The organism is Wolbachia endosymbiont of Drosophila seguyi (assembly GCF_028981765.1).
GTDB lineage: Bacteria > Pseudomonadota > Alphaproteobacteria > Rickettsiales > Anaplasmataceae > Wolbachia > Wolbachia pipientis.
Genome location: NZ_JAPQLM010000004.1, coordinates 1 through 1,472, shown reverse-complemented (window position 1 = coordinate 1,472; position 1,472 = coordinate 1). Strand labels below are relative to the sequence as shown.

General features: G+C 34.5%; 1 protein-coding gene and 1 pseudogene. Both read right to left on the bottom strand.

Annotated elements, in window-relative coordinates; genetic code table 11:
• Positions 1–260 (bottom strand): annotated as a pseudogene (locus OZD62_RS06075) (cation:dicarboxylate symporter family transporter); the annotation flags it as partial.
• Between the two features lie 128 nt (positions 261–388).
• A complete protein-coding gene (locus OZD62_RS00075) occupies positions 389–1,378 on the bottom strand; it encodes a ribonucleotide-diphosphate reductase subunit beta (RefSeq protein ID WP_006280119.1) in 990 nt (329 codons plus the stop codon).
• Positions 1,379–1,472 lie beyond the last annotated feature (94 nt).

The following is a 1,472-nucleotide window of genomic DNA, read 5'->3' as shown; positions in this document are numbered from 1 at the left end:
GAATAAGCTATTAAACTTGAAGCCAGATTCGATAAGAAGATCATTATAATAAGTAACAATATGAACTTTATAGCTGACTGCTTAAGATTGTTAACACTGCTAAAGATTAACGCAAAAATAATAAAAGGCATTATAAATAGCAAAACCTCTTTTATACTAAGGCTCGTTGAGTACAAGAAGGTTTTTACTTCCATTGGAACTAAATGACCAAAGAATGCAGCTGAAGTGATGACCGTGAGTAAGATTAATAGTTGTAGCACGTTCTTATATACCAATGTCCTATGGACATATATATGGTAAGTTAGTTGTTAAGTAAAGCAAAACTGTCTAAACTGCACAGCAAATGGTGTAATGAAAGTGGAATGACAAAAAAGAGTGAAATTAGCATTCACTTATTATTCGTGTCATTTTCAGTAAAAGCTTCTTCCCACGTGCCTTGAGTTGCTGCGCGGCTATACTCTGTTACTCTATTTTCAAAGAAATTCGTATGTTCAACGCCATTTAGTATTTCATCAAGCCACGGAATAGGATTATCATTGACATCATATATGGACTCAAGACCTAATTGCATTAACCGTCTGTTTGCTACGTAGCGTATGTAATTGCGCACTTCTTCTGCGGATAGTCCTTCAACATCTCCTAAATCAAAGGCAAGCTTTATGAATTCGTCCTCAAGTTCAACGATGGTGCGACATGCAGAATATAATTCCTCTTTAAACTCGTTGTCCCAAATTTCATTATTCTCTTTAATAAATGTATTAAATAACATGATAATTGAATTGGTGTGCAAAGTTTCATCACGGGCTGACCAGGCGATTATCTGCCCCATTCCTTTCATTTTTCCAAAACGTTGGAAATTGAGCAAAATTGCAAATGATGCAAATAACTGCAACCCTTCAGTGAATGCACCAAACACTGCTAGAGTTTTAGCTACATGTTTTTTATCGTGTTTTTTGCTTTCCTCGAATTCCAACATATATTCATATTTCTTTCTCATAGCATCATACTTTAAAAATGCTTGATACTCACTTTCTGGCATGCCAATTGTGTCTAAAAGATAAGAATAAGCTGCAATGTGTATGGTTTCCATATTGGAAAAGCTTGCAAGCATCATGCATATTTCTGTTGGCTTAAATATATTTGAATAATGCCTCATGTAGCAGTTATTTACTTCAATGTCTGCCTGAGTAAAAAATCTAAAGATCTGGGTTAGTAGATTTTTTTCTACACTTGAAAGTTTAGTTTTCCAATCCTTCACGTCATCAGCGAGCGGAACTTCTTCAGGTATCCAATGGATTCTTTGTTGCTGCAGCCACGCATCATACGCCCAAGGGTAATTAAAAGGTTTGTATATTGGATCTGCTTCTAACAATGACATAAGACACCTATTATTTTCTAAAGTAAATATTATATTAAGTGATATTGAGAATCAGTCAATTTAACTTTTTTGAAATTTGACGGCAGATAATTTA

What these genes read in the sequence shown, in the direction of transcription:
- OZD62_RS00075 (WP_006280119.1), bottom strand. Translation starts at nt 1,378, where the DNA reads ATGTCATTGTTAGAAGCAGATCCAATATACAAACCTTTTAATTACCCT.